Genomic DNA, 25,806 nt, shown 5'->3' on the forward strand with positions numbered 1-25,806 from the left:
TTTAGTTATATGTTGTCAGTTTATCTGTATTATGTAACTCATGCGTCCTTTAAAGTCTTTCTTTTTTCAGAGAAAGCACCGTTTATGTCCTACACTACGAACAAGTGGTCTTCAGTCATACTTGTGACCGGTATCCTCTTTATCGCCATTAACCTGCGTGTTCCTTTTACCGCTGTTGCACCCGTTTTAGAGTTAATTCGCCATGATTTTGGGCTAAGTATTACTGCCGTTGGGTTGCTTAACTCTCTGCCTTTACTGGCCTTTGCCGCCTTTTCCCCCCTGAGCGCCTCCGTCTCCAGGAAGTACGGTCTGGAACGCACCCTTTTTGGTGCACTCTCCGTGATTTCAGCCGGTATTATGCTTCGCTCCACAGGCAGTGTCTGGGCGCTTTATGGCGGAACCATATTGATAGGTATCGGGATTGCCTTGGGCAATGTTCTTCTGCCTGGCCTTATAAAGCGTGATTTTTCCGGCAACGTGGCTTCCGTGACGGGGGCCTATTCCATCACCATGGGCGCGGCTGGTGCTATTGGTTCAGCCATTGTCATTCCTCTGACGCAGAGCTGGGGCTGGAACATCGCGTTAGCCATGCTGGTGATTGCGCCTCTGCTGGCGCTGCTTTTATGGTTGCCCCAGTTGAAGGAAAAGCATCAGCTTCCAGCTGTGGGGGAGAAAAAAGCGGCGACCGTTGCGGTCTGGCGCTCGCCTCTGGCCTGGCAGGTCACCCTGTTTATGGGCCTGAATGCGATGCCGTTTTATGTTGCGGTCGGCTGGCTACCAGCCGTTCTTACGGACAGTGGACTCTCCTCCGCTCAGGCTGGTGAGGTACACGGCATCCTTCAGCTGACCACCGCCATTCCTGGCCTGATTCTGGCCGCCACGCTGCGTCGTCTTAACGATCAGAAATTAGCTGCTGCTGGCGTGAGCCTGTTAACCGCGGTGTCCTATATCGGCATCCTGTATTTGCCGAATCTGGCAATGCTGTGGGCGGCGCTTCTTGGCTTCGGCTCGGGCGCCAGCATGATGCTGGGTCTGACCTTCATCGGACTCCGGACTAAAAACGCCGGAGATGCTGCCGCGCTGTCAGGCATGGCACAGAGTGTCGGTTATCTGATGGCGGCAATGGGGCCACTGTTACTGGGCAAAGTACAGGAGCTGTCCGGAGGCTGGACGGTACCGTTACTGATGACTGTAGCAATCGCCATCGCTGGTGCCTGCACCGGAATGGCTGCCGGACGAAACGCTCACCTGGAACCTGCACAGCAGCCGGACTGAGCAGGGGAGCGATCGGTTATGTTACGAATGCTATTAACTGTCGCTCTGAATAATTTTACTGCTGTCGGGACCGTTCTTAATCCCAAACAGCGGGTTTTACGCTGATGGGCCGTTTAAGGCGAGGATAGCTAAGCGACCGCCCCGGCACTCGGGGCGGTCGCTGGCTGTAAATGTAATGAGAAGCAAATCTTCCGGCCTATCTTGCAACGATGTATCGCTTTTCGTCGCTCATAAAGGCTTTTTCTGCAGCGGGTAAAAGGATGGCACCGAAATTCATATGCGCACGGAGTTTCCAGGATGAAGGAACATTCCACTCGGTGCGAACATCGTCGTCGATCAGAGGATTATAGTGTTGCAGGTTGACACCGATTCCTTTTTCAGCCAGCGCCAGCCAGACAGCATACTGTGCAATACCTGTGCTGTGCTCAGACCATACCGGGAAATTGTCAGCATAGGCTGCAAACTGCTCCTGAAGTGACTTAATAACATCCTGATCCTCGAAAAAAAGTATTGAGCCAGCAGCTGCTGCAAATCCGTCTATTTTTTCGGAGGTGGCGGAAAAACTCTCTGCAGGGACGATTTTTCGTAACTGCTCACGCGTAAGTTCCCAGAAGCGAGCATGCTGATCACCCAGTAAAATCAGAAGCCTTGAGCTTTGCGAGTTAAAAGCAGAAGGAGCTTGCTTCACTGCTTCAATGACAGTGCCGATCAACTCGTTCTCTGGGACAGGAATATCTTTTCCAAGTGCATAAATGGTGCGCCGTTTTCTGGCAAGTTCTAAAAAGTTACCTGTCATGAATTAGCCCTCAGATGAATTGTCTGACATCATAATTTTTCCCGTCTTGCCCTCTGACCGGACTGGTAGGTTCAGCATGCAGTGATACACGCTGACTCATTAGTTCATCCTTTCCGAAGGATTGCGCACAGGATGCAAAATTGGCAAAAGTTTGGACTGTAAATAAAGATGCTTCATCAGCTCATGCTTCTGAAGCGTTAAAGACTCAACATCTTATTATTCTGAATATGCCTCCGAAGACACGGTCAGTGTGACGTTGTCGCTTACATATGGAACGTATTTATCAATTTTAAATTCGGATCTCTTAATCATACCAGTGACATTAAACCCTACTGCGTTTTTTTTCTCCATAGCCTGGAAACCTGCTTTATTCAGGGTTGCATGAAGAATAACCGGTCGGGTTATGGATTTAATGGTTAGATTGCCGTACACATCATACTTATCGCCATTACTTTTTATACTGGTGCTTTTGAAATTTGCGACTGGATACTTCTCCGCATCAAAATAATCTGGCTGGCCAAACTCTTTATTCAGTGCTGGAACGCCAGTATCAATACTGGCTACAGGAATGTTGATATTAACCAGTGATAAGATTTTCGTTGCCGGATCGAACTTAACTGTGCCATCCACGTGATGGACGGATGCCGTCGGGTTCGAAAAACCCAGGTGGTTCCAGCTGATAATCACAGACGTATGCGATTCATCCAGCTTATAACTCGCTGTTTTCGCCTGTGCAGCAGTAGTAAAAAGAAGTGAAACTAACAGTGAAGCAGAAAGTACATGATATTTCATTGATATATCCCGAGTCATAAGGATTGATTTTTATTAGCGTAGGTGCTTATATAGCAAGCCAGCTTATTTGATAAAACTACCGTTATTACACAAAAAATTATTTTTTTCGTGCTGGCGGTTAATGGCTATCAGTGTCCGTAACGTTTGACGTCATCGTGTCACAAACTTAGCATTACCAACTCATTATCTGGTTATTTCAATAATTACGATGGTTAAGCCGCAGCAGCATGGCATATGCAAATCTCTTGATTTCAGCGCTATAGTAGATTTAGACTAACTTATCTTCAAGTACCCACCTAAAGGTAAGTATGGAAAAATACACCCCCTGTTTTACGCTCGATAACAAAAATCCCGGTGATGTATTAAAAGAAGCTTGTCCTGCACGGGAAGTTCTGGAAGTTCTGATCAGCAAATGGACATTGCTCATTATTCATGCCCTTTCTGACGGTGCATCGAGGCCGGGTGATTTGCGAAGAAAAATTCAGGGCATATCAGAAAAGGTGCTGTCACAGAATCTTAAGGAACTCGAAAGCAGGCATCTTGTTACGCGCACTGTCTTTCGTGAAGTACCGCCCAAAGTCGAATATGCACTCACGGAGCTGGGAACGTCCCTCTGGCAGGCAGCAAATGAACTCAACCGGTGGGTAGAACAAAACTGTCACTTTCTGGTTAAAGACACAGATCCTTCTCTTTGATATGCCATTGTTCATTTATGAGTGCTGCGGGCTGACAGGAGCATATAGGAAGGCAGGCTGCAGGCGTCGAAAAGCGGCTTCCCCTTCTGGCTCAGAGGCAACATCGCCTGCTGCTGGTCATGAGGGAAAAGAAAAGCATTTTAACAACCAGCCCTGCAGTTTGTTGTACCAGTACATAAAGCACTCGTGTATCAGTCTTTGCCCGGACCATGGTCAAAGCGGGTTCCTTTGCCGATGGCATAAAACTGCCCCCCGGCGACATAGTGTATGGTTCGTAATTCGTCTGGTGCTTCATCAAATATCCAGTGCCCATTGCGAAAAACCCGATTGTCACTCCACGCCCCGGCAATTTCTCCCATGAACAGATTATGTTCCAGCTCGTATTCCGCGTTTGGCATTACTTTACATACAAGCCAGCCAGCACAGCCCTGTACCAGCGGAATATCGAACTCTTTCATGTAGAACATCGGTATTTTATGATTCTTGTCAGGCCTGTCACGGTAGCTGTGCTCACCTGCGTACAAAACGGTTTCCATCTGGCTGACTACGGGTATCTGTACGGCAAACAGACCACTTTCTTCCACCAATCCACGGGTGTAAGCCTGCGGACTGATATACGCCATGACTTTATTGATCCCCACCAGACTCACCCATGCGGCGGCCATTACATTGGCATTACCATTATGTTTAGCGGAAATCATTGTAGTTGGGCCGATCTGCAATAATCGGTATGCTTTATTCAGTTCAACTGGCTGTAAAGACACAGGATTTCTCCTTCCCATAGATAAAAAATGTGCCGTTAACGGCAACGGCACATTTGAGGGCGTTTTAAAACACTGATGGTCGCCCGAAGGTAATCAGGCTAATACCGTTTTATATTGTTCGACCTGAGCTGCGATTTCTTCGTCAGTTATCGTCGCGCTTCCGCCTGTAATAAACGGCTTGATGTAGTTCATACCCAGATACCCGGAGATGGTTTCAAAAGACAGCAGGTACTCGCCTACCGTATGTCCGGCAGCGCCATCAGGCTGATAGGCAGACTCTGCACCACCCAGCGAAACGGCCAGCATGAGTTGCTTGTCGCGCAGCGCCTGTGTTTCTCCACCATGTGACCAGCCGTACGTCAGTACATCGTCAAGCCACTGTTTAAGGAGTGGCGGCGTGCTGTACCACTGCATAGGAAACTGCAGCACGATACGATCCGTCTTTTCCAGTGCAGCCTGTTCAGCGGCCACGTCGATTTTGCCATCCGGATACAGGTCATACAGATAACGCACTTCCAAGTCGGTCAGTGATGCTGCACCTTTTGCCAGGGCTGAGTTTACCCGTGACTGATTAATGTTGGGGTGGGTAACAAATACAGTTGTTTTCATGTCGATCTCTTATTTTTCAGAAGAATGTTTCGTCAATTTCAAGCCGGGATAAAGCTTGATTGATATCATTTAATTCAGCGTCACTGAGCTGAACATTTGCGGCGTGAAAATTCTCTTCGAGCCGGTGTAATTTCGTTGTTCCCGGGATCGGTACGATGTAAGGCTTCTGAGCCAGCTCCCAGGCAAGAACAATCTGTGCTGAAGTTGCGTTGTTTCTTTCCGCGATTTGAGCAATCAAATCCAGTAGCGCCTGGTTATTTTCCATTACTTCAGGTTTGAAGCGCCCCATCATGCCCCGGTAATCGCCTTCCCCGTAAGTTGTATCAGCGGTAACCTGACCACTCAGGAATCCATTACCCAGCGGGCTGTAGGCCATAAAGCCAATATCAAGTTCATCGCAGACTTTGAACAAATCCTGCTCAGGTTTACGCCACATCATTGAATACTGGTCTTCGACCGCGGTGACCGGGCAGATCGCATGAGCCCGGCGTATGTAAGATACGGGCGCATTGGATAAGCCCCAGTACTTAATTTTCCCCTCCGCGATCAGCTCTTTCATTAATCCCGCCACCACTTCCGGCTCAACTTTTGGATCGACACGATGCTGATAAAACAGGTCGATATGGTCGGTTTGCAGACGACTGAGTGAACCTTCCAGTTGCTCTCTGACAGACGCCGGACGGCTGTCTAATACCGGCACCAGCTGTCCATCAATGTTTTCCATTCCGGTCACGCCGAATTTGGTCGCGATGATAACGTTGTCCCTGTGTTTGCTGAGCGCAACACCCAGCAGTTCTTCGTTTTCAAATCCGTAAATGGGGGCAGTGTCGAAAAGGTTGCAGCCCAGTTCTACAGCCTTGTCTATCAGCTTTGTTCGCTCACGGATTTCAACTGAATAGCCATAGCCATGGTCCATGCCCATGCACCCCAGCCCCATTTCCGAGACATGAAGTCCCTGGCTACCTAACCTTCTCATTTTCATGATTATCTAACCCTTTTCTAAAGCATTTCTGATTCTGAGACGTTAAGTATATGGCTGGATTTGTTGCTGAAAAATTGTTAATTTAGAAAGTCAGAATTGCTAAAATCACAATAATGATGAATAAACTTGATGCGCTGAAATTTTTTGTTGCCGCTGCAGAAACGATGAACTTTCGTGAAGCAGCAGTCAGACTGGCCATTTCCCCTTCAGTGGTGACGCGGACTATTGCCGAACTGGAAAATCAGCTCGGCGAGCCCCTTTTTAAGCGGAATACCCGATCAATTGTGCTGACCAGCTTTGGTGAGCTTTTCCTGCCGAAGGCCATGCGGCTACTTGAAGATTCAGAGGCTCTTTTTCAGACGGCCCGAGATGACAATGACATGAAGGGCGTTGTGAGGATCACGTTATTCCGGTTTCCCGGCCACGAGCAGGTGTTATATGAGCTTCTTACCTCGCTCGATCCTTATCCTGAGCTGTTTATAGACTGGCGGTTAGACATGATGAAGCTGGATACTGTTCAGAACCGCATTGACATGGGGATCCGTATAGAGCGGGAGCCAAACCCGAATTTTATCGTCAGGCCCATTACGCTGGTTCATCACGCGCTGATGACATCACCCGGGCTCATTGAGAAGCTGGGCGCGCCGAAAAATTTCGACGATCTGCGCCAGCGCTATCCTTTCAGTGGTCTGCTGAATCCTGAAACCGGAAAAGTATTCGAATATATGCTCGATGGCGTTGATACTTTTGTACCGCGCCATCTGGAGTTTTTTACCACCGACTCCCAGTCGGAGATCCAGGCTGCGTTAGCCGGTAAAGCTGTCATTCAGTCGAGTAATCTAGCCTGCAGGGAATACCTTGAAGACGGCAGGCTGGTCAATGTCCTGCCCGAACTGAAACTGGAAACCTGGCAGCTTTATCTTTACAGGCCCTATCAGACCCTGGTACCGCAGCGCATCAGGACCGTTTTTCACATCCTTGAAAGTATTTTACTCAGACACTTCAGTTGAAAGCGGGCCCGGATATTGCTGGCGCTCTTAGCTGGCATCCTCCATAAACCGGAGATGTGAATTATTGAGTAGTGCCTTTCTCCGGGAAGTCGCTGCTCCGGGAAGATCTTACCCGCAGAAACAAAGTCTGCCGCTCTTTCAGGGGCCCTGAATACTGGCGACTTTTAATGTGCAACGGGGAGCTGTGACAGGCGTATCAACTGAATATTTCACCTATCCAGTCTGCAAATGCACGTACAGCAGGGGAAAGAAAACGTTGATGAGGATAAAGTAGCGTGACAGGAACAGACGGCGGCTGCCAGTCGGCCAGAACTTCAACCAACGTTCCTTTCTCCAGGTGTTCTGCTACAACATTTTCAGCAAGCTGCGCCAGTCCGAACCCTTCAAGGCACATTTTTATATAAAGCCCCGTCTCGTTGACGGCTGCCTGCCCACTGACGGATACGGACAGCGTTTCTGTTCCCTTTACAAAACGCAATTCGTCTGTACGCCGGCTTTGTCCGGAAAAATAATGAATAGCCCGATGATGAGACAGATCTTCAGGTGACTGCGGAATACCGTACTCCCTGAGATAGTCGGGAGAGGCGCAGGTTATCCAGCGAAATTCTCCGAGCGGACGAGCTACAAGCGTGGAGTTAAGTAACTCTCCGGTTCTGATCACGCAGTCTACACCCTCCTGAACCAGGTCAACCTGCCGGTCGCTGACGCCGGTCATCAGGTAAATGTCAGGATAACGGCTGTAGAACTCTTTCAGGTTTGGCATGACGATGAAGTGCGCTATACCGCCGGGCATATCAACGCGTAAACGGCCACGGGGGCGCCTGTTCAAATCGGCCAGACTGGCTTCCGTATGTTCAACTAAGGCCAGAATTTCCCGGCACTGCGCCAGATACTGCAGACCTTCCGGAGTAAGGCTGACACGTCTTGTGGTCCGGTTCAGCAGACGCACCTGCAGATATTTCTCCAGGTTTTTGATGGTGCTGGTAACAGTAGAAGAAGGCAGGGAAAGTGTTTCCGCGGCCCGGACGAAGCTTCCGGCCTCAGCCACCCTTATAAAAACCTGCATAGCCTGAATACGATCCACCTGACTGCACTCCTGAATAGCATGTAACGGTGATAATGCTCATTATTCGTAAATTCTGAATGATGAAAACAAGTTAGTCATCTTTTTCAGTTTAAACAGGAGGCGTATTGTTTCCCTTCTGAACCTGAAAGAGACACTTCAAATGACCGATTACATCAGAAATATTGTTAATAATCAGACGGAAAATGCGCCGGTAACCCTGATCCGCGGTGCAACCATACTGAGTATGGATGAGAATGTTGGTAACCATGAACGTGGCGATATTCTTGTCACAGGTTCAACCATCACCGCAATCGGCAAGGACCTGAACGCCGAGGGTGCTCACGTCATTGATGCCACAAATATGATTGCCATGCCGGGGATGGTCGATTCTCATCGTCACGCCTGGGAAGGTCAGCTGCGCCGCATCAACCCCAACGCCACCTGTCTGGACGACTACAGCAATGCCACGCATTTCTCGTTCGCGAAATATTACCGGCCTGCCGATATCTATGTTGGCAACCTGCTGACGGCGCTGGGCGCGATTGATGCGGGTATCACTACCATGATCGATAACTCGCACAACAGCCGTACCGCAGCGCATTCAGACGCCGCCGTTGAAGCCCTGCTTGATGCCGGTATTCGCGCTATTCATGCGTCCGGTGCGCCGGTAGCAGGCGAATGGGATAAAGCGCACTGGCCTGGCAACTGGCAGCGTCTGCAGGAAAAATATTTCAGGGATAATCCTGATAGTCTTGTGACGCTCGGCGTCATGGCCCAGCTGGAGCCGGAATTGTGGGCCGAGGCCCGCAGGCTGGGGCTGCCAATCGTGACCGAGTTCTTTGGTGCTGAGATGGCCTCCGAGCTTGAATCGCTGCATCAGCAGGGCCTGCTGGGTCCGGACAATATCTTTAACCACTGTACCGCGCTGCCTGATGAGGGCTGGGAAATCCTGCGTGAAGCCGGCGTGCGGGTAAACGTCTGCCCGCGCTCAGATTCGCACTACGGTATTGAAAGCGGGATGTTTGCCATCGAGGCTGCGCTGCGTCATGGCATCAATCCTGGCCTGAGCGTGGATAACGAAACGTCTTACAGCACCGACATGTTTATGGAAATGCGCGTGGCGTTTTATCTGCAGCGCGTAATGGGCATGCATAAGCAGCACTGCTGTGAATCAGATCATTCATTGACAACGATCCCGGCAGCGCAGCTGCTTAAATCGGCAACGGTCGATGGTGCGTTTTGTGCCGGTCTGCAGGATAAAATAGGCAGCCTGACGCCGGGCAAACAGGCTGATCTGATCCTGATTAACGCGGCTGACCTCAACCTTTACCCGAACGGAAATGCATTCGGAACGGTGGTACATGCAGCTGAACGCAGCAATATCGATACCGTGATGATCGGCGGGCGCATCGTCAAGCAGAACGGCAAAGTGCTGGGTGTGGACAGTGAGCGCCTTCGCGCCGCCATTGATGAATCACGCGAGCACCTATTTGCGGCAGCCGGGTATGAGCCGGACATCTTTGCGGAGAAATTCCTGCCGCTGGTACAGGCAAACTGACAGGAAATAACAGCATGAGCGCGATTTATTACGTAATAGCTTTTGCAGCGGGTCTTGGTATTACCCTGCAGACGACCCTGAACAGTCAGCTCGCAAAAGGACTCGGAGGGGATCCGGTCACCGCCGCGTTCTTTTCCTTTACGGCCGGGGCGTTGAGCCTCGGGATTTACTCGCTGCTACGTGGAGGGTTATTTAGCTCTCTCGCTGCTATTCCTTCGCAGCCTGCGTGGAGTCTGGCGGGCGGCCTGATCGGTGCCTGTGCGTTGTTCAGCTACGTGGTGCTGGCACCGAAAATCGGTTTTTCAGCTCTGCTAGGGCTGGCAATCGTTGGGCAATTACTCTCGTCGCAAATGATTGACCATTTCGGTCTGCTGGGTGCTGTTAGGCGACCGGTTTCGCTGCTCAAACTGGGGGGCATGCTGGTCATGCTGGCAGGTCTCGCCATCATGCTTTTTGGTGACAAACTTTCAGCGCGTTTTTTGCCCTGACAGGGTGAGAATTACTCCTTACGGCGCTCTGCCATAGTGCAGATGGCCGTAAGTTTTTGGTCAGGCGATGCGAAACTTTTATATGCGGGAGAAATAACATGTTTTCAGTGGCTGCTGATGCCAGAAATTTGCTGGGAGAGTGCCCAATCTGGTGCGAGAGGACACGCAGGATTTACTGGACTGACATTGAAGGCAGCGAACTGCTTGCCCTTGAAGAAGACACCAGTGTTGTGATGCGCTGGTCCCTGCCGGAGCGCCTCGGTTCGTTTGCACTTACTGAAAATTCTGACGTTTTACTGATGGGGCTGGAATCCAGATTCGCCTTCTGCGATCTGAATACAGGTACCTTTATGCCGATAGTGGCGTCACCAGGAGGACCGGGCACACGGACAGGGGATGGTCGGTGCGACCGTGAGGGTAATTTCGTCTTCGGGACCATGGATGACGGGTACCCCGCGAAAGTCATAGGAAGATTTCACAGGCTAAATGCAGTGACACTCAGCATTGAGACGCTACCCCTGCCTGAGGTGGCCATCCCGAACAGCATCTGCTTCAGTCCGGACGGCAGCACGATGTATTACTGTGACTCGATGCAGGGCCGTATAATGTGCTGTGATTACCCCTCTATGAATAACCAGCGCGTGTTCACTGTAACAGAAGGAAAGGGGGCGCCTGACGGCTCCTGCGTGGACGCAATGGGCTATATCTGGAATGCCGAATGGGGAGGAAGCCGTGTTGTACGTTATCGTCCGGACGGAACGACGGACCGTATCCTGCCCTCTCCAGGAATTCAGAGCACTTGTCCGACACTCGCGGGAGAAGCATTCACAACGCTGTATTGTACCAGTGCCAGCGTGGGTCTTTCTGTGCCGTCAAGGCATGATGGAGCGCTGCTGAGAGCGAAATCAGCCGTATTCCCCGGTTTACCGGAGAGCCGGTTTTCAGCGCACACAGCATAACCGCTTTGCTATCAGTGCCAACAGGGGGAACAGAGTCTTTCTCATCACCGTATTCGGATAGGCAGGAGAAAGACTCTGGTATTTATTACAGCAGCTTAAATACGTTTATAGCGAGCTGCCCGGGGTCAGGTTTGCATTAATCCAGGCTGCCACATCGGTGACCGGAATGTTATGGCGTTCATTGAATGTCTGCTTTTTATCCCATGCAACTCCCCGCCCCTGCGCAAAAACGGCACGATACTTAGACATCATGTCTTGTGGGTTGAGCGCCAGTTTATCCATCAGATATTGTTCGCTCCATACCGTGCAGTCGAAAGGGCGGCCAAGCGTTGATTGCAGCTTATCTGCAACCTCTGCGTAGGTCAGTGTATCACCGGCGATATACACAATTTCATTACGGATGCGAGGAGTTGTAAATACGATCGCTGCCGTCAGCATCCCGATATCATCAGGTGTTGTCAGCGTCATGGTGTTGTCAATGCTGCCGAGTGCGTGAACAGTATCGTTCTGCAGATCGACCACACCGAAGTCTGGTTCGAACAAATAGCTCATGAAGATGCCGGTCGAAATGATGACCCACTCAGTTTCATGCTGGCTGCGTAGTAAATCACGCACGTCAATCTGCGCGTCGAAGATGTCTTGTGGGCTGCCGCGTCCGATGGCATCAAAATCGGCACCAAACTGCCATGGAAAATAGCGTGGAATCCGCGCCTGCAGGGCCGCCTGCGCCAGTTTCATTGGTGTATTTATTCCGGCCGCGTACCCCGTGCAGCCAACGACTGTGTCAAATTGCGCAAAGAGGCTGGCCAAATCGTCGACAGAACTCATGACGAGATCGCCCGTGACTATATTAATACCGAGGTTTCTGATTTCCTTGATTACTAATTTTTTTACGGGTTCATCTGACGTTACGGTACTTTCGCGCAGCAGTACGCTGATTTTCGTTCCCTTCACATCTTTTGCCCGAAGGGCAAGATTTCGCAGAACGGGGAGGCCCAGCTCACCGGCACCGAGCACGAGGATTTTCTCAGACGTAGCGTTAAGATCAGTTTTGTTCATAATCTGGCCTTACATGAATTGTTGCGCCACTCTAGCAATTCATAACAGGCTAAAAAAGAAGGTACACGTATGATACCGGGAATCTGTGAAATGGATCGGGACGAAATTCTTCAGTATTCGCAGGCTGTTTGTAAGGGTCTGAAAGACGATGATGATGGCTTGCGGCGGGAGGTACTGGCTCATGCAGGCAGTCGATGGTCACTGGGTATCGTCAACACGCTTGGCGTTTATGGCAGACTACGTCACGCCGAAATTGGCAGGCGTATGCACGGAGTGACTCAGCGCATGCTGACACGTACATTACGACAGCTTGAGCGCGACGGACTGGTTATTCGCCATGATTTCAGTGAAATCCCGCCACGAGTCGAATACGAGCTGTCCGATACAGGTATGGAGTTACTTGTGCGAATGATCCCGCTGTGGACCTGGATTGTCGATAATGCTGATCGCTTTCGTGAAGACCGGTTGAAATATGAAAAAAATAACAATAACCCAAGGGCGTAACTGGCTATGAATATAAATATCACTTTTTGTGATTTGTAGATAATACAAGGGTTTGAATTGATGAGCCTTCCGATATGTATGTATACAGTAGTCATCCGGAGACAGAACCGATTTCACCAAGCTTGGTCGGGATAGTGTAATTACAGAGGATTATATTTTACGTATGTCTGACATCAATGTTAGTCTGTACATATTTCAAATGGGTGTTAAAGCGAATTTTATTTTTTGCTACCATTAATTCGGCCTTGAAAATTATCTGACAGGATGGCCTACCCTTTCAGAATTATAGGTGGGCTGGTGAAACAATATTTAAAAACTGGTGTTTTTTTATGATTTCTAAAGAAAATAATGAAATATCCTCTAATTATCATGATGTTCCTGGTTATGCTCATGGGGCGAAAATTATCCAAGTCACTTTGAATCGAACCCCTATAGACAATATCAGTGATGTGGTATACGAGACAGTAAAAAAGACTCGCTCGGTCAGGCAATTGCACATGTCCTTTCTGGTTCCTCGCACAAGTGATTTGAAACCAGCCATCATCTATTTTCCTGGGGGAGGATTTATGACAGCTGAGCACAATAAATTTCTGGAAATGCGCATGGCCTTAGCTGAGGCTGGCTTTGTTGTTGCAGCTGCAGAATACAGGACAATCCCGGATATTTTCCCTGCGCCATTAATAGATGCTAAATCAGCAGTAAGGTACCTTCGTCAACATGCCCCCGATTATGGAATTGACCCCTCGCGAATTGGTGTATTAGGTGATTCTGCTGGAGGATGGCTGGCTCAGATGCTCGGTACCACTAATGGCGATAAATCATTTGATCACGGCAATTTCCTCAGCCAGTCCGCTGATGTGCAGGCTGTGACCACGCTTTATGGAATTTCAGATCTGCGTAACATAGGTGACGGCTTTCCTGAGCATCGTCAAAAGGTGCATCAGTCTCCTGCAGTAACAGAATCATTACTAGTTAATGGTGTGGCTTTCAGGGATTTTGAAGGTACTTCTATCAGCTCCACACCTGAAAAAGCGATTAATGCAAGCCCCATAGGACATATCAAGGGATGTAGACCTCCGTTCCTGATAATGCATGGAAGCAAAGATACGTTAGTATCACCTAATCAGAGCGTAACGCTTTACAAGGCACTTTTGGAGTCGGGAAACAAAGCGGACTATGTACTCATTGAAGGTGCTGAACACGGTGATGATCACTGGTATCAACCCGTTGTCATAAATAGGGTTGTTAACTGGTTCCGCGGACATCTTTTTCCTAAAAATACATGATGACTGACGTTCCGTTAAATCATTTAGACTGTTGGAAGTAATGTCCGTTTCTGGCACAGGGCTGCTGTTGCAGCCCTGACAACCTTAGACTTCAATCGATTCAGATATCTCTAACGCATCATCGACTTAAATGCCCAGATAACGGACTGTGCTTTCCAGTTTATTATGGTCCAACAGAAGTTGGACCACCCGGAGATTCTTGTTTTTTGTAGATTAAGTAAGGTTTTGTTCTTGGTATGGAGTGTGTGCTGTAAAGCGAATTTTCAAGACCAAGCTTTTCTATCCGCCCATGAAAAATTCGATAGTATTGCCGGATTGATGTGTGCTGGTTAGTTCCAACTAGAGACCGGAACAAGAAGTCTTTACTGTGCAAATTGCCAAGCATTTATCAATGCAGCAACTGCTTCTCTTGTCCCTTTAGTTATCTCAAATTGCACAGGGCTACCGGTTTTCTGTTGCAACACCGTAGCTCTACTTGAAACAGAGTTACCATATGCAGCATCAGACACTTTGAGTTTGACCAGATCACAGCTTCGAAGCTTGCTGTCAATGGCCATATTGAACAGAGCTAAATCGCGTGTTTTACCTTCCAGTTCAAGACGGATGCGGATCCCCCAGATATGAGATATCTGAAGTGGCCTTTTTTGCCCGATGATACGGTCTTTGTTCCACGGTGACATGTTCATACTCAAGTCTCCTGCAATATGGGAAATTTGAGTATGGTTGTCCATTATGAGCGAAAGCGGACATTCAAAACCTTTCGGGCTGTGACTTTGCCGGCTAACCGCAATATTGATATCTGCCTGCCGGGTACCTTGCTTTAATTGAGCCATCTCTAGGTTGCATGATGTATTGCGAAGCGTAATGACGTCCTAATTTTCATAGAGTCCAGCATCATACTGAGCTTTGTTCTGCTGTTAGCTACAGGGATAGAACCGGGTGATCAACATCATCAGCAAGGGCGTTGTGAATGCTGAGATAGCTGTGCTGAAGAGTGTGCTGGTTGCCGATGCACCCTGCATCACGCCAAATTTTTGCGCCATCAAGTAAACATTCACCCCTAATGCCATTGAACCCAGCAATACCACTACTTTTGTTTCGGCTGCAGGAAGGCCCGTGGCGAACGCAATCAAGGCAATGACCAAAGGCTGTATAAGAAGTTTTAACAGACAAATTGCATAGCTTTCTCTCAGCCCTTCGCGAATGCTATAGCAAGATAAGCTCATTCCCAGCGCCAGCAGGGAGAGTGGTGCGGCCATATCCGAAACCATTTCAACCGACTTACCAATGGCTTCAGGCAAGGGTCGGTGTAACAGGCTCCAGGCTGAACCAGCCACAATGCCGATAATGATGGGATTTTTAAAAACGCTGACCAGCGTGTTGATCACTCCACGTGGTGAAATATTGCCGTTTCGGGTCCACTCAACCGATACCGTGAGCAGGGTCCACAAAATCAGACTGTTGAAGATCAACACCAGCGCGATGGAGGGCAGTGAGGCTGGCCCCAGTAAAATCGTGGCCAGCGGTAAACCCAGCATGGTGTTGTTTGAAAAGATGCCACCTAACGCAAAAACGGATGACGATACCGGGTCGAGGTTAAATACACGCCTGGCGATTAACCGGCCAAGCGCATAAACAACGAAGCAGCTGCCAAAAAACGCGATCAGCAGCCGGGGATCAACGGACGGAGTTTTATAAAAACCGCTCATGACGTTAAACAGCATGCACGGTAGCACAACGTTAAAACAGAAGCGGTTTAACCCCTCGTTTACGGTTGCCGGCCAGCCCGAAAAGCGGCCAAGCCCATAACCTGCAACGATAAGTATGAACAGCGGAAGAGACAGGGAAATTTGGTGCACCAGATGGCTGGTTAGACTTGCGGTTATCACTATGCCTGGAACCTTAAAAAACCGGCATCACGGATGCCGGGTGACGTAATACACAGCGTTATGGCAAACCGCCATGAGAAAACTATTTCGCCCAGTAAAGCCGGGTTGGGTTGTTAACAAATATCTCAGTGCGTAGTTTTTCCGTGGGCAGCCATTCGCCAAACGCATTCAGTATTGAGATGTCATCGATCGGGTAGAAATACTCTATCCCTTCCTTTGTACGCTTCTTACCCGGTGCCGGCATGGTATGCGGCCAGTCAGATGCCCAGATCAAACGTTCAGGTTTATGGGCGACCAGCGCCTCAACAAACGGTCGGACGTTTTGCCATGTTGTATCTTTCGTCACGCGGTAGAGCGCTGACAGTTTGACGTAAACCTTTCCGGAATCGAGTAACGTGAGGAGTTCATTGAAACCGGGCTGCTGGATGCCCTCTTCAGCTTTAAGTTTACCCAGGTGATCAATGACAACAGGCACCGGAAGCTGGCTGATGGTTTTACTTAAATCGGCAATTTCATGAAGATTGGTGTAGATCTGCAGGTGCCAACCAAGAGCACTGATTTTATCTGCCATTTTCTTCAGATAGTTGCCGCTCTCTTCGGCGCTTAGTTTGCCCCCTGCACGCGCTTCCATATTCAGACGTAGTCCACGCACGCCCTCTTGATCCAGCTTATGCAACTCTTCAGATGTAATTTCATCGTCGACCACGGCCACGCCGCGCGCATTCTTCTGACCAAGCACCTTAATTGCGTTCAGCATGCAGCGGTTATCGGTGCCGTACGGGCTTGGCTGAATCAGTACCACCCGATCCATATGCAGCTCTTTCAGATGGCGTTGCAGGTCACTGATTGGCGCGCGATCGGGCGTGTAAACGCGCGCTTCAGCAAACGGAAAGTGCTCAGGATCAAAAACGTGTACATGGCAGTCGCAGCTGTCCTTTGGCGGAATGAATGTCAGCTTGCTCGCAAAGTTATCTGATGAGATAGCAGCAGCCCAACTTAACTTTGCATTGATGCCGGCAGCCACACCGACCAGCGGCAACGTTTTTAGCAGAGAACGACGTGAAAACATGTGTATCTCCTTCGTAGTAGGTACAGGGCAAGAAAATTATATTTTTATTTTTTCAGGGGCCCGATGGCTGCAAGGGCACGCCCTTCAGCGGTATCGGTGAACTTCTCAAAGTTGGTGGTGAACTTATCAGCGAGGAAAAGCGCCTTATCCCGCCACTGCTCTTCACTCTCCCAGGATGCGCGCGGATCTAAAATGTCGTACTCAATGGCATTCAGGCCACGCGGTACTGCCAGATTGAAAATCGGCAGGTTGAAAGTCACGGCCTGATCAACCTCGTCGTGCAGAATGGCGTTAATGATGGCACGGGTATCTTTAATAGAGATACGTTTGCCCTGGCCATTCCAGCCAGTGTTTACCAGGTATGCTTTCGCGCCCGATGCCTGCATACGCTTAACCAGCACTTCGGCATAACGAACAGGATGCAGGCTGAGGAATGCTGCGCCGAAACAGGCGGAGAAAGTCGGCGTTGGCTTCGTTACACCACGCTCGGTGCCCGCCAGCTTGGCCGTAAATCCTGAAAGGAAGTGATACTGCGCCTGTTCGTCAGTCAGTACAGAGACCGGAGGCAGCACGCCATATGCATCAGCCGTCAGAAAGATAACTTTGCTGGCATGGCCTGCTTTGGAAACCGGCTTAACGATATTTTCAATGTGCCAGATGGGGTAGGTAACGCGCGTATTCTCTGTTTTCGAAGCATCGTTGAAATCGATAATGCCTTCAGCGTTTACTGCCACATTCTCCAGCAGCGCATCGAGACGTATCGCCTGGAAGATTTCAGGCTCCGCCTGCGGGTTGAGATTGATGGTTTTAGCGTAGCAGCCGCCCTCAAAGTTGAAGACGCCATCGTCATCCCAGCCATGTTCATCATCACCGATCAACTGACGGACAGGATCAGTTGAAAGCGTGGTTTTACCCGTGCCAGAAAGACCAAAGAACAGCGCAACATCGCCCTCTTTGCCCACGTTAGCAGAGCAGTGCATGGAGGCAATTCCCTGCTGTGGCAGCAGGTAGTTCATCACTGAGAACATCCCCTTTTTCATCTCACCGCCGTACCAGGTACCGCCGATAAGCTGGATTTTTTCCGTAAGGTTGAAGGCAATAAAGTTCTCAGAGTTGAGTCCCTGGGCGTGCCAGTCAGGATTGGTGCACTTAGCACCGTTCATTACCACGAAGTCAGGCGTAAAGGTTTCAAGTTCAGCGGCTTCAGGCGAAATAAACATGTTTTTAACAAAGTGAGCCTGCCATGCCACTTCAGTGACAAAACGCACTGCCAGGCGCGTATCCGCATTCGCGCCGCACCAGGCATCTACAATGAAAAGGCGTTTATCGGACAACTGCCGGCAAACCAGGGTTTTAAGGTGATCCCAGATCTCCTGAGACAAGGGGTGGTTATCGTTTTTACCTTTGCCTTGATCGGACCACCAGACGCTATCGCGCGTGGTGTCATCTCTGACAATATATTTGTCTTTAGGCGATCGTCCGGTGAACTCCCCGGTATCTACCGCCACGGCGCCAGTGCTGGTTATCCTACCTTTTTCCAAACCTGTTAATTCAGGCAACGTTTCTTCGGTAAACAGGGTGGCGTAATCAGGGTTATAAATAATCTCAGCAGAGGTGGTAATACCATAATTCGCTAACTGCTGGTTTATACGAGAAAGCGTTGTCATCTTCAGGCTCCTGATAAAAGCGAGTTTAAGGTTCAAAGTGCGTAGGCATACCATCAGCAGTAAAGCTGCCTGGCCTGCGAATTAATTAAAAATCCAATCAGATATCTTTCAGGATACGGACATCGCGCTTCTGGATTAATTCCTTCACATTTTCCGCATAACGTTTCATATGCGGAGCGGCGGCATGGTTTTTGAGGCAGGTTTCATCTTGCCATTTTTCCACGATTAACACGGTATCGGGGCCAAAGCCATTTTCGGCATCCGGTGATAAATCTGTGACCGGGCGATATTCAATGCATCCCTCTTCAGCCTGAACAGACGGAATGTTCTCTTGAATATGCTTAATAATTTCAGCGCGTAATCCGGGTTTCGCCGTAATAATGGCCAGAACATGAATCATTTTAATTCCTCAGAAAAATGCGGGCCGTAATGCCCGCATTTTCAATGTTATTTTTTACGTTCGCTGTAAAGCACACCGCCGCGTGTTTTATCCGCTGCTTTGGTTTCAATCACAGAGACCACTACACGGTCTTTATCTACGCCGAAGGATTCAACCACGGCTTCAGTGATCTTCACCATCAGCGTTCTTTTTTGCTCGGCAGAACGTCCTTCTACCGCATAAACCACAATCTCAGGCATTTTAGTGTCTCATCTGTCTGGGTTGAATAGATGGACGTCCCTGTCCGTTGCCCTCATCCTGTCACTCAGTTACAGGCTGCGGATCTGCTTGATTACCGCAGTGGTGTAAGCTTTGGTACCGGTGCTGCCGCCCAGGTCAACGGTGCGGTGTGCGGGCTCAGCCAGCACTTTTTCAATGGCGTTGTGAATAGTCGCGCTCGCCTCACTCCAGACTGGCAGTTCTTTTTTCTCACCGATCCACTCCAGCAGCATGGCGACGGACAAAATCATGGAGGTTGGGTTGGCTTTATCCTGATTCTGAATATCAGGTGCTGAACCGTGTTGCGCCTGTGCGCAGCACTGGTTATCGCCCGCCATCACTGAGCCGGCCAGGCCCAGACTTCCTGACAGCTCGCTCGCGAGGTCTGAAAGAATGTCGCCATAAAAGTTCTCTGCAACCATTACATCAAAGCGCTCCGGGTTACGTACCAAGTGTGCAGTAGAGGCATCAACTAACAGATCGTCGAGCTGAACGTCAGGGAAGTCTTTCGCCACGGTATGAACGGCTTCAAGGAACAGGCCATCCGTCATATGGAAGCTGTTCGCTTTATGAATAGCGGTTACTTTTTTTCGGCGCTTGGCGGCCAGCTCGAATGCACGACGGGCGATACGCTCCGAGCAGTGACGGGTAATTTTACGCGTAGAGAGGGCCATATCCGGGCTTGGCATCACTTCGCCCCAGCCGCGAGACATGTTGCGGTCCGGGTAGAAGCCCTCTGTTGCTTCGCGCATGATCACCAGATCCATCGTTTTACCTTCACGCAGATTGCTGGTGATGTATGGACGGGTGCGGGCCGGGCGCACGTTGGCGTAAAGATCCAGGCCTACACGGAATGCGCCAGAGACGTTGATTCCGCCTTTCTCTGGTTTCGGATAATCAGCGTGTGAAATAGTGCCCAGCAGAATACCTTCATAACTACGTGCGCTCTCCAGCAGCTCTGGACGCAGCGTTGTGCCATATTTTTCCAGGCTGGCGAAACCGATATCCTGGTAGTCGTACTCAATACCCAGACCGTGTTTTTTATCAATTTCTTGCAAAACAGCGACGGCTGATTCGATGATTTCAGGACCAATACCATCACCCGGCAGAACGAGAAATTTCATGACTTTTTCCTTAACTTAATCTGTAAAAATTAACTGATGTGCTCTGCCGCAATTGGCCGCGTTTCTCCGGTTTCAACCAGCGTGCGATTTGCATCCTGAGAACCGTAAACCCACATGATCTTCATCGGCTCGGTTTCAGAAGCGTTTCTGAACCGGTGAGGAACACCAGCAGGGATGAATGTCACATCCTGCGGCTTGATCGGAAATTCTTTGCCATCGATATCGAAAATGGCATTACCTTCAATCAGTAACACGCTCTCTTCACAGTTGTGAAAATGGAATGGGATTTTTGCACCGCCAACAAATTCGGTGTAACCGGTAATGAAGGCTGTAGCACCCATACCTGCGGTGACCAAAGGTGTGGTACTGGCACCGCCCCCGCGATCGTGTTTTTTAATATCAGCCGGATGCAGCAGATATGAATTCGATTCGGTTTTAATCATGCTTACACTCCTTCTTTACTTCGCCGGACCGATCCAGAGGGTTTTGACGTTGGTAAACTCACGAATACCCAGCTCACCAAGCTCTCGTCCATAACCAGACTGCTTAATGCCGCCAAATGGCAGGCGGGCATCAGACGCAACCAGACCGTTTACAAACACCGCGCCAGCTTCAATGCTGCGTGCTACGCGGTACCCATTCTCAACATCGCCAGTCCACACGGCAGCACCAAGGCCAAACTCGGTGTTATTAGCAACCGCAATGGCCTCGTCTTCAGACTGCACGCGAATAACCGCAGCCACCGGACCGAATGTCTCTTCGATTGCCGCGGTCATCTGTGGCGTGACGTTATCCAGCACGGTCGGCAGGTAGTAATAGCCATCGCTGTTTACTGCCTGACCGCCGATAACCAGTTTTGCGCCTTCCTGAACGCTGCGCTCAACCTGAGCATGCAGGGCGTCGCGCAGATTAGCGCGCGCCATTGGCCCAATCGTATTGTCGCGGTCGGTTGGATTACCGGTTTTGAGTTTTTTCACGCCCTCAACAAACAAGGCAACGAATTTGTCCGCAACCGAGGCATCAACAATGAAGCGTTTGGAAGAGATGCAGCTTTGTCCTGTATTTGAGAAGCGCGCTTTAACCGCCATTTTTGCCGCCAGTTCAACATCGGCATCAGCGAGCACCAGGAAAGGATCAGAGCCGCCCAGTTCCAGAACCTGTTTCTTCATCAGGCTGGCTGCCTGTGACGCCACAATTTTACCGACCTCAGTTGAGCCGGTGAGCGTGACGGCTGCCACGCGATCATCTGCTAAAACAGCTGCAACATCTGAGGCATTGATCAGCAGCGTAGACACCAGGCCTTCAGGTGTACCGGCTTCGCGGAAAAGCTCTTCAAGCTGAATAGCACAGGCTGCGACGTTGTTAGCATGTTTAAGTAATGCGCCGTTACCTGCAGCCAGTGCAGGTGCAGCGAAGCGAACGAACTGCCAGAACGGGTAGTTCCACGGCATGATGGCCAGTACAACACCAAGTGGATCGTAAACGATGCGGCTATCGGTGGCGTTGCTCGCTACGTGCGTGTCGCCTAAATACTTTCCTGCGCTTTCTGCATAAAACTCGCAAGTGACAGCACACTTCTCAATCTCCGACTCAGCTTCAGCAATCGGCTTACCCATCTCTTCTGTGATGGTGGCTGCATAGCGAGACTTATTGCGACGAAGTACCTCAGCCACGTTAATGAGCAGGGCTGCGCGCTCGGAAACGGGCTTTTTCCCCCAGGATTTCTGCACGTGATGCGCATCTGCAATTCGTTTCTCAACATCAGCAGAGGAGTGAAGCGGGTACTCTGCAATCGTGCGACCCGTGGCAGGGTTAACAGTAACAATCATGATTCAGCCTTCTCTTAAGTTCTAGAAATCGTAGAGGGTGTATGCGTTGGTAGTCAGAATACGGCGGAATAATTCGTCGTTATCGATCCACCTGGCCAGGTGGTGGAGGTCCTGCCGATCGTCAATGGCAGCAAAAGGTTCAATGTCTTCAATCGAGCTGCTGCGGCGGCCATGACCACCGGTATGCGGCCAGTCGGAGGCCCAAATCAGGCGGTCAGGGGCAACGTCTGCGAATCGGGTGACCACCGGAGCCAGGTCGGCATACTCTGGAACGCCAGACACACGACTCGGTGCCGAAAGCTTGATCCATATATCAGGGCGCTCAAGTAATTCAGCGATCTGCGGAGCCAGCGCGGCGCCGCCTGCAAAGTGATCCAGCACAATCGGCACGTTGCTGTCCCGGATTAGCGGTAGAAGCAGGGCCAGCTGCGTCGGACTGGCAAAAATCTGCATATGCCAGCCCATTGGACCAATGCGTTCAGCGGCATGATTCATCTCTGCACGGATACGTGCGATATCACCCCGGCCAGATACAGAGAGGTTAAGACGAATGCCCCGCACGCCTTTCAGGTGAAGTGCACGAAGCTCTTTATCTGTAATGTGATCAACATCGATCACCACAACGCCCCGGGCATGCTCCGCACCTAAAGCAGTGAGGCCGTGACAGACTGCCCGATTGTCTGTGCCATAGCAGCTCGGCTGCACCAGCACAGTGTGCGTAACGCCCAGCATTTCATTGTGGGCGGCGAGATCAATAAGCGTGGCAGAAGCAGGTGTGTAGCGCCGGTCATTTGAGTAGGAAAAAATGTCGGGCATAAAGAGATGTACGTGACAGTCGCAGGCACCATAAATTTTATCCTGCAAATCTGATGCTGACTTTCGCGCTGACATGGCCCACCTCTCTGGTATATTGTTAATTCAAAATACCATTAATCAGGTGTAAAACAAATGTTATGGCGATTTTTTGTTATAGCGATCACAATTGAGCAGTTGTAACAAATTTACTGATTTCATCCACTCGGGTTAAAGTGATGTATTCGTTATTTAAAGGGTGAGCAGTTATGCCCCAGACGCTGTCAACGCAATTGGTTCAGAGCATTATTCAGTACATTAATAATCAATCACTGCCGGTGGGTTCCCGTTTGCCGGAACGCGCGCTGGCAGAGCACCTGCGTGTTTCGCGTTCACCGGTGAGAACTGCTTTGGCGAAAATGGCTGATAAAGAGCTGATAAGCCGGCATCCGGAAGGTGGCTATGTCGTTGCAGAAGGCGCGCTGTCATGTTCGCCGTTTACTGAGCCAGTAAAAAGCAACGCGGATGAGATCTATTTCAGAATTGCGAATGACAGACTGAACGGGGAGTTACCTGAGAAAGTCACTGAGAATGAAATGATGCGCCGCTACGGCGTAACGCGTAGTTTGCTGAGTGACATCTTATTGCGCATTCACCATGAAGGGTGGGTTGAGCGCCTGCCCGGGCATGGCTGGATGTTCGCAGAATCAATGTCGTCTGGCGGGGCTTATAATGAGAGCTACCGTTTCAGGAAAATCATTGAGCCTGCTGGCATCCTCGAACCCACTTTCAAACTTGATGAAGCGAGTATTCTCCAATGTCAGGAAGAGCAGCTTTGGTTGTGTAATGGGGCAATTTTCTCCGTAACGCCTGCCCAAATTTTTGATGCAAACACCCGTCTTCATGAAGCGATTGCAGCGTGCTCCGGCAACATGTTTGTTCTGGATTCCTTGCGCCGTTTAAACCGCATCCGCCGTTTAATGGAATACACCAAAGCCGTAGATCGAGAGCAAGCACTACGTCGCTGTAAGGAGCACCTTGTTCTGATCGGCCTGCTGCTTGAAGGCGCACAGGAAGCGGCATCAGATTACATGCGTATGCACCTGTCAGACGCATCCCGCGAGAAACAGCCTAAATAAAAAACCCGGACGGTAAGTCCGGGTTTTCATCATTACTTTGCCAATTCGTTTTATCAGTACATCAAGTGCATCATAATTAACGCCAGAGCGACGGTGATGCCGCCACCGATGCGGGTAGCAATCTGAGCAAAGGGCATCAGGCGCATGCGATTACTTGCCGTCAGGATTGCAATATCACCGGCACCGCCCATGCCACTGTGAGTGCTGGTAACAATCGCGGCTTCGATTGGATAAAGATTAACGAAGCGAGCGGTAAAGAAGCCGCCTGCCACCATGGCCACAACGGTTGAGACAATGGTTAGCAGGTTTGCGGGTGCGAAGCCTGCAATCAGACTTTCCCACGGTGTTAATACCAGGCTGAAGGTGAACAAAATCGGGAAGGCCATTGCAGTCAGCGCAAACTTATACACCACTGCTGAACCCGCCTGGATACGTGGCGAAATCAGGTGACACAGCATCAACAACACGGCCAGGAAAAGCATCACCACCGGCGCTGGCCATTTCAGCAGGTCATGCATCAGCACGCCGACCAGATAGAGCATAACAGCGACGATACCTGCGGCTGCAACCGCGCGGATATCACATGCTTTTTCTATTTTTTGTTTATTACCCAACAGATCTTCAGCGCCCGGCTGTAGTACGCCGTTACCACTCAGGTGAGGCAGGCGTTTTCCCATGTTTGCCAGCAAACCAGCAAGAATCACCGCCGTGAGGTTGCCCACCATAATGGCTGGCATAACTTTCGCCAGCATTTCACCTTGTTCGTGTCCGAGAATTTGTGAATAACCGATGGTCAGCGGAATCGCACCTTCACCTACGCCACCCGCCATGATGGGGACAACGATATAGAAAAAGGCTTCATGAATATCAATGCCCATCAAAACGCCCACGCCCGTACCTACCAAACCGGCGCAGATCGAACCGACCGCAAGAGGGGCGAAGATTTTAAGGAACCCTTTAATCAGCAGAGAGCGATCCATGCTGAGGATAGAACCCACAATCACTGCTGCAATAAAGAGGTTTAAAATCTTACTGGTTTTGAAGAACTCACCGACGCTATCGATCATTGGCTGAGGAATCCAGCCAAGGAAACCCAAAAGTGAAGGCACGAAAGTAACCAGTACGGCTCCGCCACCAATATTTCTCAGTAGAGGTAGACGGTTGCCTATCTCTCCCAGGGTGAATGCGAACGTTGCCGCGATAGCGATAACCATCGCTAACTCTTTAGTAATCCCGTTAATCGCGGTAAAGCTAACCATCAGGATGACCATTACGATATAGACAGGCAAAGGGATAATGCCAATATCGAAGTCCATGAGTTTCCACCAAGTTTTAACCCAGCCCGGTTGATTCTCGGTGCCTTTTTCTGCGGCTTTATCTTTGGTTTCAGTGATGTTGACCATCGTCTGTCTCTAAGTTTATATCCGGATCTGGTGTGCAACCGGAAGAGTAAGAAATAGGGATTACCCGAGGTAATGGTTATTACAGATTTTTAACATGCAACGCGACCAATCTAGCCCCTTGCGGTTCTTTAGATCAACAAAATACCAATCACCCTGTTGGCTAATTTTTGCAGATGTGATCAATGGCACATTACATTTCAGATTGAAAAGTGAGCTTTTTGTATGGGACGGGCAAATAATCGGTTTAATTTGATACTTTTGAGAGATATCGGGTAGGCGGTTTATGACGTTATGCTCAGCAATCTTGTAAAGCTGACATGCGCACTGGAACAGGGTGTGGGTTTAGTTCAAATTTTAAGTCAGGAACTCATCCTCATCGCCTAGCCTTTCCTT

General features: G+C 49.9%; 26 protein-coding genes and 1 pseudogene. 9 read left to right on the forward strand and 18 right to left on the reverse strand.

The window, feature by feature from the left end; genetic code table 11:
* Positions 1 to 84: 84 nt before the first annotated feature.
* Positions 85 to 1,275 (forward strand): MFS transporter, encoded by a 1,191-nt coding sequence (locus tag LA04_RS05030; protein WP_047650798.1) that lies wholly within the window; start codon positions 85 to 87, stop codon positions 1,273 to 1,275.
* Between the two features lie 196 nt (positions 1,276 to 1,471).
* Here the strand turns inward: LA04_RS05030 and LA04_RS05035 are convergent, their stop codons facing one another.
* Together LA04_RS05035 and LA04_RS05040 are read right to left on the reverse strand one after the other, a co-directional pair.
* Positions 1,472 to 2,071 (reverse strand): nitroreductase family protein, encoded by a 600-nt coding sequence (locus tag LA04_RS05035; protein ID WP_047650697.1) that lies wholly within the window; start codon positions 2,069 to 2,071, stop codon positions 1,472 to 1,474.
* A gap of 216 nt (positions 2,072 to 2,287) precedes the next feature.
* Entirely contained in the window at positions 2,288 to 2,863 is a 576-nt protein-coding gene (locus tag LA04_RS05040) for a YceI family protein (RefSeq protein WP_047650698.1), read from the reverse strand.
* 308 nt (positions 2,864 to 3,171) lie between these two features.
* Here LA04_RS05040 and LA04_RS05045 point away from each other — a divergent pair, with 308 nt between their 5' ends.
* Positions 3,172 to 3,558 (forward strand): winged helix-turn-helix transcriptional regulator, encoded by a 387-nt coding sequence (locus LA04_RS05045; protein WP_047650699.1) that lies wholly within the window; start codon positions 3,172 to 3,174, stop codon positions 3,556 to 3,558.
* 191 nt (positions 3,559 to 3,749) lie between these two features.
* Here the strand turns inward: LA04_RS05045 and LA04_RS05050 are convergent, their stop codons facing one another.
* From LA04_RS05050 to LA04_RS05060, 3 genes are all read right to left on the reverse strand, one after another.
* Positions 3,750 to 4,322 carry a flavin reductase family protein gene (locus LA04_RS05050; RefSeq protein ID WP_047650700.1) on the reverse strand — a complete coding sequence of 191 codons (573 nt, stop codon included), beginning with the start codon at positions 4,320 to 4,322 and terminating at the stop codon, positions 3,750 to 3,752.
* 93 nt (positions 4,323 to 4,415) lie between these two features.
* Positions 4,416 to 4,931, reverse strand: a complete 516-nt coding sequence (locus tag LA04_RS05055; RefSeq protein ID WP_044242921.1) for an NAD(P)H-dependent oxidoreductase — start codon at positions 4,929 to 4,931, stop codon at positions 4,416 to 4,418.
* Between the two features lie 16 nt (positions 4,932 to 4,947).
* Complete coding sequence (locus tag LA04_RS05060; protein WP_047650701.1) at positions 4,948 to 5,913, reverse strand: aldo/keto reductase; 966 nt, start codon at positions 5,911 to 5,913, stop codon at positions 4,948 to 4,950.
* A 116-nt stretch (positions 5,914 to 6,029) separates the two neighbouring features.
* Between LA04_RS05060 and LA04_RS05065 the strand changes: the two genes are divergently transcribed.
* The gene (locus LA04_RS05065; RefSeq protein ID WP_032700859.1) at positions 6,030 to 6,923 is read left to right on the forward strand and encodes a LysR family transcriptional regulator; all 894 of its coding nucleotides are present in this window, start codon (positions 6,030 to 6,032) and stop codon (positions 6,921 to 6,923) included.
* 196 nt (positions 6,924 to 7,119) lie between these two features.
* Here LA04_RS05065 and LA04_RS05070 read toward each other — a convergent pair whose 3' ends face one another.
* On the reverse strand, positions 7,120 to 8,007 hold the full coding sequence (locus LA04_RS05070) for a LysR family transcriptional regulator (protein ID WP_032700793.1): 888 nt from the start codon (positions 8,005 to 8,007) through the stop codon (positions 7,120 to 7,122).
* A gap of 142 nt (positions 8,008 to 8,149) precedes the next feature.
* Between LA04_RS05070 and LA04_RS05075 the strand changes: the two genes are divergently transcribed.
* The 3 genes from LA04_RS05075 to LA04_RS05085 all read left to right on the forward strand — a co-directional run bounded on the left by LA04_RS05075 (position 8,150) and on the right by LA04_RS05085 (position 10,994).
* Complete coding sequence (locus tag LA04_RS05075) at positions 8,150 to 9,547, forward strand: amidohydrolase family protein (RefSeq protein WP_047650702.1); 1,398 nt, start codon at positions 8,150 to 8,152, stop codon at positions 9,545 to 9,547.
* A 14-nt stretch (positions 9,548 to 9,561) separates the two neighbouring features.
* On the forward strand, positions 9,562 to 10,035 hold the full coding sequence (locus LA04_RS05080; protein ID WP_012539997.1) for a DMT family transporter: 474 nt from the start codon (positions 9,562 to 9,564) through the stop codon (positions 10,033 to 10,035).
* 98 nt (positions 10,036 to 10,133) lie between these two features.
* On the forward strand, positions 10,134 to 10,994 hold the full coding sequence (locus tag LA04_RS05085) for an SMP-30/gluconolactonase/LRE family protein (protein WP_047650704.1): 861 nt from the start codon (positions 10,134 to 10,136) through the stop codon (positions 10,992 to 10,994).
* Between the two features lie 105 nt (positions 10,995 to 11,099).
* On the opposite strand, the gene LA04_RS05090 is transcribed toward LA04_RS05085, so the two are convergent.
* Complete coding sequence (locus LA04_RS05090; protein WP_047650705.1) at positions 11,100 to 12,053, reverse strand: aromatic alcohol reductase; 954 nt, start codon at positions 12,051 to 12,053, stop codon at positions 11,100 to 11,102.
* A gap of 69 nt (positions 12,054 to 12,122) precedes the next feature.
* Between LA04_RS05090 and LA04_RS05095 the strand changes: the two genes are divergently transcribed.
* Together LA04_RS05095 and LA04_RS05100 are read left to right on the forward strand one after the other, a co-directional pair.
* Positions 12,123 to 12,557 carry a winged helix-turn-helix transcriptional regulator gene (locus LA04_RS05095; RefSeq protein WP_200882517.1) on the forward strand — a complete coding sequence of 145 codons (435 nt, stop codon included), beginning with the start codon at positions 12,123 to 12,125 and terminating at the stop codon, positions 12,555 to 12,557.
* A 329-nt stretch (positions 12,558 to 12,886) separates the two neighbouring features.
* Positions 12,887 to 13,843 carry an alpha/beta hydrolase gene (locus LA04_RS05100; protein WP_047650706.1) on the forward strand — a complete coding sequence of 319 codons (957 nt, stop codon included), beginning with the start codon at positions 12,887 to 12,889 and terminating at the stop codon, positions 13,841 to 13,843.
* A 126-nt stretch (positions 13,844 to 13,969) separates the two neighbouring features.
* On the opposite strand, the pseudogene LA04_RS24925 reads toward LA04_RS05100, so the two are convergent.
* The 10 genes and pseudogenes from LA04_RS24925 to LA04_RS05150 form a co-directional block, all read right to left on the reverse strand.
* Positions 13,970 to 14,529 (reverse strand): annotated as a pseudogene (locus LA04_RS24925) (tyrosine-type recombinase/integrase).
* 231 nt (positions 14,530 to 14,760) lie between these two features.
* Positions 14,761 to 15,732, reverse strand: a complete 972-nt coding sequence (locus tag LA04_RS05110; protein ID WP_407044000.1) for an AEC family transporter — start codon at positions 15,730 to 15,732, stop codon at positions 14,761 to 14,763.
* Positions 15,733 to 15,814: 82 nt separating this feature from the next.
* The gene (locus tag LA04_RS05115) at positions 15,815 to 16,801 is read right to left on the reverse strand and encodes an amidohydrolase family protein (RefSeq protein WP_047650707.1); all 987 of its coding nucleotides are present in this window, start codon (positions 16,799 to 16,801) and stop codon (positions 15,815 to 15,817) included.
* A gap of 44 nt (positions 16,802 to 16,845) precedes the next feature.
* The gene (gene pckA, locus LA04_RS05120; RefSeq protein ID WP_047650708.1) at positions 16,846 to 18,468 is read right to left on the reverse strand and encodes a phosphoenolpyruvate carboxykinase (ATP); all 1,623 of its coding nucleotides are present in this window, start codon (positions 18,466 to 18,468) and stop codon (positions 16,846 to 16,848) included.
* A gap of 97 nt (positions 18,469 to 18,565) precedes the next feature.
* On the reverse strand, positions 18,566 to 18,868 hold the full coding sequence (locus LA04_RS05125) for a putative quinol monooxygenase (RefSeq protein ID WP_047650709.1): 303 nt from the start codon (positions 18,866 to 18,868) through the stop codon (positions 18,566 to 18,568).
* A 47-nt stretch (positions 18,869 to 18,915) separates the two neighbouring features.
* A complete protein-coding gene (locus tag LA04_RS05130; protein ID WP_047650710.1) occupies positions 18,916 to 19,107 on the reverse strand; it encodes a tautomerase family protein in 192 nt (63 codons plus the stop codon).
* A 69-nt stretch (positions 19,108 to 19,176) separates the two neighbouring features.
* Positions 19,177 to 20,250 (reverse strand): isocitrate/isopropylmalate dehydrogenase family protein, encoded by a 1,074-nt coding sequence (locus LA04_RS05135; RefSeq protein ID WP_047650711.1) that lies wholly within the window; start codon positions 20,248 to 20,250, stop codon positions 19,177 to 19,179.
* 29 nt (positions 20,251 to 20,279) lie between these two features.
* Entirely contained in the window at positions 20,280 to 20,693 is a 414-nt protein-coding gene (locus LA04_RS05140) for a cupin domain-containing protein (RefSeq protein WP_047650712.1), read from the reverse strand.
* 15 nt (positions 20,694 to 20,708) lie between these two features.
* The gene (locus tag LA04_RS05145) at positions 20,709 to 22,079 is read right to left on the reverse strand and encodes an NAD-dependent succinate-semialdehyde dehydrogenase (protein ID WP_047650713.1); all 1,371 of its coding nucleotides are present in this window, start codon (positions 22,077 to 22,079) and stop codon (positions 20,709 to 20,711) included.
* 21 nt (positions 22,080 to 22,100) lie between these two features.
* Positions 22,101 to 22,970: an amidohydrolase family protein gene (locus LA04_RS05150; protein WP_072015507.1), complete on the reverse strand. Its 870-nt coding sequence runs from the start codon at positions 22,968 to 22,970 to the stop codon at positions 22,101 to 22,103.
* A gap of 170 nt (positions 22,971 to 23,140) precedes the next feature.
* On the opposite strand from LA04_RS05150, the gene LA04_RS05155 reads away from it, so the two are divergent.
* Entirely contained in the window at positions 23,141 to 24,010 is an 870-nt protein-coding gene (locus LA04_RS05155; protein WP_047650714.1) for a GntR family transcriptional regulator, read from the forward strand.
* A 53-nt stretch (positions 24,011 to 24,063) separates the two neighbouring features.
* On the opposite strand, the gene LA04_RS05160 is transcribed toward LA04_RS05155, so the two are convergent.
* Entirely contained in the window at positions 24,064 to 25,413 is a 1,350-nt protein-coding gene (locus LA04_RS05160) for a 2-hydroxycarboxylate transporter family protein (protein ID WP_047650715.1), read from the reverse strand.
* Between the last annotated feature and the right edge of the window lie 393 nt (positions 25,414 to 25,806).

Origin of the sequence: Enterobacter sp. UCD-UG_FMILLET, from assembly GCF_000762975.1 — a bacterium.
GTDB classification, from domain to species: Bacteria; Pseudomonadota; Gammaproteobacteria; order Enterobacterales; family Enterobacteriaceae; genus Enterobacter; species Enterobacter dykesii.